The following is a 7917-nucleotide window of genomic DNA, read 5'->3' on the forward strand; positions in this document are numbered from 1 at the left end:
CTGGCGGCTGGTCATTAACAAAATCGGATGATAGATGCTGTAGAACAATTTAAAGTTCGCAGGGCGCGCAATGTTTTGCATTTGTTGTCTATTCAGTTCGTTAGAAATAAACGCACCGCTGCAATCAAACTCTTCTTGCATCGCCATTAACGCATAAGAGTTAGTGGTATTTAAAAATGGGCCAGCTATCCATTTAATGCCTAATTGATTGGCCCTGTAGGCGATGCCGGTATTGTTGGTGACAATAAGTGGCGGCAATACTTGTTCTAAAATAGCAATCGCCACATCATAATCTTTACCAATTAATACCGCAGGAAACCAAGGGATTAACCTAGGATTAGCGCTTAAAAACGTAATGTATTTAGTGCAATCACGTTTATAGGCGTCGGGTAATTTAAAATAAATGTCAGCGGTGGTGGTATCGGCCAAATAGGCATCCGACTCGTCACTGATCAATATCGACAGTTCCGCCTTTTGGTTTTGGCTATCTTTGGCATGCCTTGTCAGCGGCGGTAATTCAACAGCAGGCAATACAGGCTTTGCATCATTCAGTAAACGGGCGGCTTCATTTTTGAGTAAGGTCAGCTCTTTAAAGGGAATACTCAGACCAGCAGCCAAGTTAAGCATATCCACTTGTTCAAGGGCATATTCAGCCGTGGCTAAGGTTCTGAAACGTTTCTCTAAGGTTGCTTGGTCTATGCCATTGTGTTCGCTTTGGGTTAACAAACTAGTGGACTGAAGCACAAAATTCTTTCGTTCAACACTTGGCAAATTGACAGATGTTTGCTCTTTAGAGGGCTTATTTGTATTCACTGTCAGCGTCAGTGGACTACCAGCTTCACCTGAAAAGCTCAGGGTTAAAGGCAATTTATCGATGCTTAGATACTGGATTTTGTTTTTAACCAGATCATTCATCTCATTTTTTTCTTGGTACAAAGACTGTTCAACCTCTTGTATTTGCACCACAGAAATCAAATTGCTATCAGCGTTTTCGCTACCTGCGTTTTTAGCTAAGGCATGATTCTTAGTGTTGTCACGTGGGTTGTCTATAAACATAGACTGGTTTAAATCACCCCGTAAAAAGGCGTTCGAAAAGTCCCGGTTAAACACTTTATACAAGCGTTCGCCGTCTTCAAGCAACTCACCTGTTTTCATAAAACCGTCTATCTGTTTTCTAAAACTATCCACCACAGTGTGCACATAACTGGCACCTTTAATGCGGCCTTCAATTTTGAATGAATGTACACCAGCTTCTATCAATGCCGGTAAATCAAAAAAGGCAGAGTTGTCTTTTATATTCAACGGGAAGTTATGCCCAGACTCTGTGGTTTCGTATTCTTCACGACAAGCCTGACTACAACGCCCACGGTTACCTGAATTGCCCACACTGGCCGAGGTGGAATAACACAAACCAGAAAACGCCACACACAGCGAACCATGCACAAATACTTCTGATAACACATCATGCTCAACACACACCGCATTAAGTGCGGTAATTTCTCGTAAGTTTAATTCTCTAGAGAAATTGACTCGTGAAGCCCCCAGCTTTTTAAGAAAGCCAATTTGCCCCGCATTGTGGGTAGTCATCTGGGTGGAAGCATGAATATCTAAAGTGGGGAAGTGTTTCTTAATCAAGTTAAACATACCAATGTCTTGCACTATTACGCCATCAAGGGTGGTATTAACCAACTTACTTAATAACTTCGCGAGAGTGGTAAATTCCCGTTCTAAAATGACAATGTTTAAGGTCAGGAAAATCTGGCATTCATACTGGTGAGCAAGTCTGATCACCCCCACAAGTTCATCAAACGAAATATTAGACGCACGATTACGGGCATTAAAGGTATCTAAACCGCAATACACCGCATCAGCACCGGCAATTATGGCCGCTTTAATGGCATCGACATCACCGCCTGGGGCTAATAGTTCAATTTTTTGCTTCATGTAGGTATGTAATGGCCGGTTGATTTTTGAAGCGCGGATTTTACCCGTATATTTCCCTAATGAATATCGCTAGAGTAGATTATTCTATGTATTCATTACAAAGTGCCTAAATAAGCCGTAGAAATAGCGAATAATACCTAATATGTCATTGCCCATACTCTATTCATTAAGAAATTGCCCCTATGCGATGCGAGCGAGGATAGGCATACACAAAGCCCAGCTGCAGATTGATTTGCGAGAGGTTAATCTCAAGCAAAAACCCGCTGCCATGCTTGCCGCTTCAGCCAAAGGCACCGTACCTATTTTAGTCAAAGATAACGCACCAAATCCCCCCACTGTGATTGACGAAAGTCTCGATGTGATGTTGTGGGCGCTAACAAAAAACGATCCTGATGATTTGTTGCACGGGTTTGACCAAAACGCGTTACCTAAGATGTTGGATTTGATCAGATTATTTGATGATGAATTTAAAACCTGTTTGAACGCTTATAAGGCGGCTTCACGCTACCGGGAAGATAACGTGACCGAATGCAGGCAGGCCAGCGAGGTGTTTATTCAAGGGCTTGAAAATCGCTTAAACGACAGTGCTTTTTTAATGTCTGCCCAAGAGAGCTTAGCAGATATTGCTTTGATGCCGTTTATTCGGCAGTTTGCTAAGGTTGAGCGGCAGTGGTATTTGCAGGCGCCTTATCCGCGGGTGAGGGAATGGTTGAATTTTTATTTGCAGAGTGGGATGTTTACTCGGGTGATGGCTAAGTTTGATTTTTGGGTTGGTGATGGGGTGTAGGGGGCTGCGCGCTCTTTTTTAATGCGCTAACGCTTACCGTCATCCATGACTTTTTTCGGCGCTGTTGGGCTTACATGTTGCTATTGAATTATTGAATAAAAGCACTGTGTGAACTACTGTGTAGAAAGTTCATTAACAAGGCTAACATCCATGAACAAAGCAGATATTAGAGCGTTAGAAGCGCAACTCACCGAATTGCATCATTCCCAGAAAAAAACATTTTCTCAGTTTGTTATCACAACTTATTGAATCTCAGGCTACATCCTTCATTGATAGCTCGTCAGACATCACATGTTGCCGCCATTGTACTAGCCCACTAATTAAAAAGTGGGGTAAATCAGTAGGTCTTCAACGTTATAAATGTAAAAATACCGCGTGTGGTAAGACGTTTAATGCGCTTACAGGCACGGCTTTATCTGGCCTTCGCCAAAAAGATAAATGGTTCGATTATCTCCAGTGTATGTTCGATAGCTTGCCTCTGAGAAAAGCAGCACAGAGAGTGAATATTGATCTGACTACCGCATTCAGATGGCGACATCGCTTTCTAAAAACGCCAACCGAGATACAAACTAAGAACGTTTCGGGATCGTTGAGGCAGATGAAACCTTCTTTCTTGAGTCATTTAAGGGTAAACGTACCATTGAGCACAGAAAGCCTCAAAAGCGCGGAGGAGAAGGAAAAAAGTCAAAGATGGAAGATAAAATATCCGTGTTAATTGTGAGAGATCGAAATGGGCAGGTATGCGATTTTGTATTAGACGAGTTAAGTAAAGAGTAGATCCAAGGACGTCTCAAACCAATAGTTGATGGTGACGCTGTACTTTGCACAGACGGCGCAAGTTGGTACAAAACGTTTGCTAAGCAAGAAAATATCGCTCACCGAAGATTGATTACATTAGATAAACAGCGGGTGATAGGTAAAGAGCTCCATATTCAAAACGTGAACAATTATATCTCGAGGCTAAAAACATGGATTATACGGTTTAATGGGGTTGGAACAGATTATCTCGCCCATAACCTTGGCTTGAGGAGGTTATTTGAAACATCAGAGGTTTCAACATGCAATTGGATGAAACTGGCTATGGGAATTAACAACAATTAACCCAAACAGCGCCGATATATACAGCATTGCAACAGTTAACAAAAACATAGCCATTTAGAAAGTTACTTAGGTTGGTCTCGATTTTTAGATACAAATAAAAATCCTAATAAAAACAATCTGTTCAAAGCTTAACAACAAATAACGGGAACATAGCCATGTGATTAATAATTTGACATGAATCTACTAACACTGCACCCTGAATGCACAAAAATTGTGGTAGAAATAAACTTATGGGTAATTCAAGAGGCCAGTTTCGCTCACGATTTGGTATTATAATGGCCGCCGCCGGCGCCGCAGTTGGTTTAGCCAATATTTGGGGTTTCCCCACGCAAGTCGCCAATAATGGTGGTGCCGCTTTCGTTATAATGTATTTGGTCCTTACCTTTTTTCTCGCTTTTCCTGTGTTTATGGCTGAGTTATTAATTGGTCGATATGGACAAGCCAACTTAGCAAGTTCATTAGAAAAAATGGCTCGTAATCAATTACATAAACGTTTTGCGTTTGTTATTGGCTTTGGTGGTTTTCTGGTTGCGGCGCTGGTACTTAGTTTCTATGTAATTATTGCTGGGTGGATGATGTCATATGCGGCAGAACCGGTAGCGCGTATGGTGGGACTTACCGATATTGCGCATTGGATAGTGTCTGACTCTTCGCTACGCAGCATTTTATTTAGTACGGTGTTTATGTTTTTAACGTTCTTTATCATACAAAAAGGCGTAGAAGGCATTGAAAAATGGTCAAAAAAACTAATGCCCTCGCTCATTATCTTGCTAATAGTGCTTATTAGTTACGTTTTAACCTTAGAAGGTGCTAGTAAAGGTATAGAAGCTTATTTATCGCCTGACTTTTCTCGTGTGTTCGAACCTAACCTAATAATCAGTGCTTTAGGACAGGCTTTTTTCTCTCTATCGATAGGCGGTGGTCTTAATGTCATTTATGGATCATATATATCTAAAAAAGAGAATCTGATTATTTTAGGTACGCAAGTTACCTTAATTGATGTTGGAATAGCCTTTCTGGCGGGCCTACTTATTATTCCGGCAATGTATGTTGCCCAAGCACAGGGGATTACCATATTTACAGGCGATGGCGGATTGGTTTCAGGGCCAAGTTTAGTTTTCAGCGTAATACCAAACTTATTCAATGGTATGGGCACTACCGGTTTGTTTCTTGGCCTTATTTTCTTTGTGCTTATGTCTATCGCTGCGTTAACCTCTTCCATTGCCATAGTAGAAGCACTTGTGGCCTTCGTGGTTGAGCGTCATGGAATAGGACGCAAAAAAGCGAGTATGCTAATCGCAGTGATTATATTAAGCGCGAGTACTATTATTGTGATTAATATTGGATGGATGTTGGAATTAATTGTTACCGTATCCTCCCAATATGGGAATGCAATTGTAGCCATGCTATCTTGTTTGTTTGTTGGTTGGATTTGGCATCGTCACGAAGTATTAGAAGAACTTCGTAAAGGCAATGATGAAGTTGAAAACAGCCTATTTTGGAAAGTGTGGCCTTGGTATATTAAATTCGTTTGTCCCGTTGGGATCTCCTTGGTTTTCTTTCATTCTCTGTAAAAGTTAAATAAGGGGGCAGTGTCTGACCTATCCCCACGAAACAAGCAGGTAAATAATTTGGTACATTCACGGTACTTGGTGATCAGATCAATCGCCAAACATCACTAAAGACCAAAACCATGAATGAAGTTAAACCTCACCAGGTTTCATGGTGTGTTTGTGCGGGGTGGCCCTCCACCAAACAGTCGGCATCCCGTGACAATAGCACCCGCCTTACGAAATAAGACTAAACAAACCTTGCCGACAGGGCAGGAAAGCCGATTTGCACAACAGCGGAAGGCGCTTTTCTTGAATTCAGAGTTACGTAAAAACAGTTGATAAATAGACGAAAAATTGCCGACTTTCACCCTTTTAAGAATATAAAATAGATGTCAATATGGAAAATATGAGGCATCATAATCTTTGATGTTAGGAAAAATGAAGTTTTATTTTACCGACACTCAGAAAAACCTTGTTTTTGAGTGTAGATGCTCTCACCAAACCGTTTTAGTCTAGTGTAGGTTTATGGGGATCTTCTATTTTCCATTTTGAAAGGTAGCGGCTATAAGATATGATTTTTTAAAGGGACAGCTAATTAAGTGGGGAAATATTATGTTGTTACGTCGTGTGATGGAGCACGTTCGAACACAGAACTGGACTGCCGTATTTCTTGATTTTGTCATAGTAATTGCAGGTGTGTGTATCGGTATTCAAATTGCCAATTGGAATAATGAGCGCTTGCTGGATAAGGAGTCTGCGGTATTTGTGGAGTTGTTAAAAGATGATATCAAGCTTGCAATTGAATTAACTCAATCTAGATATGATTTTCAAGTTGAACGTTTTGTGGATGGTAAGGATTTTTTGACTAATTATAAACAACTCGGTGATGAAGTTGATTTAACCGATAGTCAATTGAATGGTTTGAGATTTATAACATTTTTAACAATTCCCAACATCAAAGTAGGCTCTCTTAAACTAGCTCTTTCTTCAGACAGCAGTGGTTTGATTCGGAATACTGAGGTTCGTAATGCGGTAGTAAATTTTCAAAAACATCATGGACGTATTGATAGTGTATATAACAGGATACTAAGGAGAATGAATTTAACTGAGCCTGTTTTTAATCAGTACCGATCATTTGCAATAATGAGTTCTCCTAGGGACGATATTGAATTTGATGATTTGCCGATGAAGTTTGATTTAAATAAACTACAACAATCTAAGGAATTTGATTATGCATTTCAAAATGCATTATGGGGTCATCATCTTGCTATGCGATGGGCTAAAGTTACTAACGAACAACTTAAAGTGTTATTAGCTGAAATTGACAAAAGTACCGGTATATAACAATGGTCCCAGGGCAGGATTATACTTTGGTTGGTTTTTGACCAAACAGTATTTCCGCTCTAAATTTGCTATCCAAACCGACTCGCATCATTTTACCCGCCACACTGTCTTTAGGCGGATGGGTGCTTTTATGACAAGAAGAGAAGAAAGGTAAGCCTCCGGTGATCTCACCTAGCGTTTAGCTCAATTCCATTGCAACAGGTGGTCGATAGTGTCATCTGGTTTCAGGCTTGGGATTTCATTTAGCAGATGGTTGAGGTAATCGAATGGCACTAAGCCATTGGATTTAGCAGTTTCGATAATACTATAAAGTGTGGCACTGGCGTTTGCGCCGTTAGCCGTGTTTGAGAATAATCAGTTTTTCGACCTATCACTAAAATAAATTAGACACCCAACTTTAAAGTTAGCGAAAAAACAGTTTTTTCTAAACTTTAAGATATTCAAATAACCAAGGATGGTGAGTCATGCCTCAGTCACGTCAATCTCAAATCAGTTTAATCGATACGGCTTATTATCATTGTGTTTCCCGCTGTGTTCGCCGTTCATTTTTGTGTGGAGAAGATAAGCTCACAGGCCAAAACTATGAACATAGGCGTGGTTGGGTGGAAGAAAGATTGTTGTTCTTAGCGTCAGTATTTTCTATCGATATTGCTGCTTATGCGGTGATGAGTAATCACACTCATGTAGTTTTGTATGTGGATAAACACCAAGCAGAAAGTTGGACACAAGAAGAGGTGCTCACCCGGTGGTGTAATACCATTCCATCCTAAGTGTTGCTCACCTCCAGCCAGTCTCTACTGCACATTTTGGTGACCCGTTTTAGGTCGTTAACAAAGTCATTCCATGCTGTTGTAAAGGCGTCTAGGATATCGTCATACGACTCAAAACATCGATTTGCTAAATGATGTTGGCGGAGCCAACTCCACACCTGCTCGATTGGGTTAAGCTCAGGTGAATAGGGGGGAAGTTTCATGATGCTCACATTGGGTATATCCTTAACAATATCTTGTGTATGCCAACCCGCTCCATCCATTATCACCACCGCATGGCGTCCTGATCCGGTAGCTGCTGAGATCAATTCCAGATGCTGACGCATAATGTCTTTATTTACCCAAGGCGCCAAAATTGCCTCCGTTCGTCCAGTACTCGGACAGACTGCACCAAAAAGGTAAGCATATTCAAATTGTT

5 protein-coding genes and 3 pseudogenes are annotated in these 7917 nt (G+C 40.9%); 5 read left to right on the forward strand and 3 right to left on the reverse strand.

What is annotated here, in order from left to right:
- Nucleotides 1-1944 (reverse strand): peptidase U32 family protein (locus QZ488_RS20415; RefSeq protein WP_293752220.1); only part of this gene is annotated, 1944 nt, incomplete at its 3' end.
- A gap of 142 nt (nucleotides 1945-2086) precedes the next feature.
- Here QZ488_RS20415 and QZ488_RS20420 point away from each other — a divergent pair.
- From QZ488_RS20420 to QZ488_RS20435, 4 genes and pseudogenes are all read left to right on the forward strand, one after another.
- Nucleotides 2087-2731, forward strand: coding sequence for a glutathione S-transferase (locus tag QZ488_RS20420; protein WP_293752222.1), 645 nt, complete (start codon nucleotides 2087-2089; stop codon nucleotides 2729-2731).
- 150 nt (nucleotides 2732-2881) lie between these two features.
- Nucleotides 2882-3832, forward strand: a pseudogene (locus QZ488_RS20425) (IS1595 family transposase).
- A 230-nt stretch (nucleotides 3833-4062) separates the two neighbouring features.
- Complete coding sequence (locus QZ488_RS20430; RefSeq protein WP_293752224.1) at nucleotides 4063-5406, forward strand: sodium-dependent transporter; 1344 nt, start codon at nucleotides 4063-4065, stop codon at nucleotides 5404-5406.
- Between the two features lie 591 nt (nucleotides 5407-5997).
- On the forward strand, nucleotides 5998-6729 hold the full coding sequence (locus tag QZ488_RS20435; protein ID WP_293752226.1) for a DUF6090 family protein: 732 nt from the start codon (nucleotides 5998-6000) through the stop codon (nucleotides 6727-6729).
- A gap of 183 nt (nucleotides 6730-6912) precedes the next feature.
- On the opposite strand, the pseudogene QZ488_RS20440 reads toward QZ488_RS20435, so the two are convergent.
- Nucleotides 6913-7092, reverse strand: a pseudogene (locus tag QZ488_RS20440) (transposase domain-containing protein); the annotation flags it as partial.
- A 101-nt stretch (nucleotides 7093-7193) separates the two neighbouring features.
- On the opposite strand from QZ488_RS20440, the pseudogene QZ488_RS20445 reads away from it, so the two are divergent.
- Nucleotides 7194-7478 (forward strand): annotated as a pseudogene (locus QZ488_RS20445) (transposase); the annotation flags it as partial.
- Between the two features lie 17 nt (nucleotides 7479-7495).
- Here the strand turns inward: QZ488_RS20445 and QZ488_RS20450 are convergent.
- On the reverse strand, nucleotides 7496-7917 hold a 422-nt coding region (locus QZ488_RS20450; protein ID WP_293752228.1), incomplete at its 5' end, for an IS630 family transposase.

This window comes from uncultured Paraglaciecola sp. (genome assembly GCF_913020055.1).
Lineage (GTDB): Bacteria > Pseudomonadota > Gammaproteobacteria > Enterobacterales > Alteromonadaceae > Paraglaciecola.

What these genes read in the sequence shown, in the direction of transcription:
- QZ488_RS20420 (WP_293752222.1), top strand. Translation starts at nt 2,087, where the DNA reads ATGTCATTGCCCATACTCTATTCATTAAGAAATTGCCCCTATGCGATG.
- QZ488_RS20430 (WP_293752224.1), top strand. Translation starts at nt 4,063, where the DNA reads ATGGGTAATTCAAGAGGCCAGTTTCGCTCACGATTTGGTATTATAATG.
- QZ488_RS20435 (WP_293752226.1), top strand. Translation starts at nt 5,998, where the DNA reads ATGTTGTTACGTCGTGTGATGGAGCACGTTCGAACACAGAACTGGACT.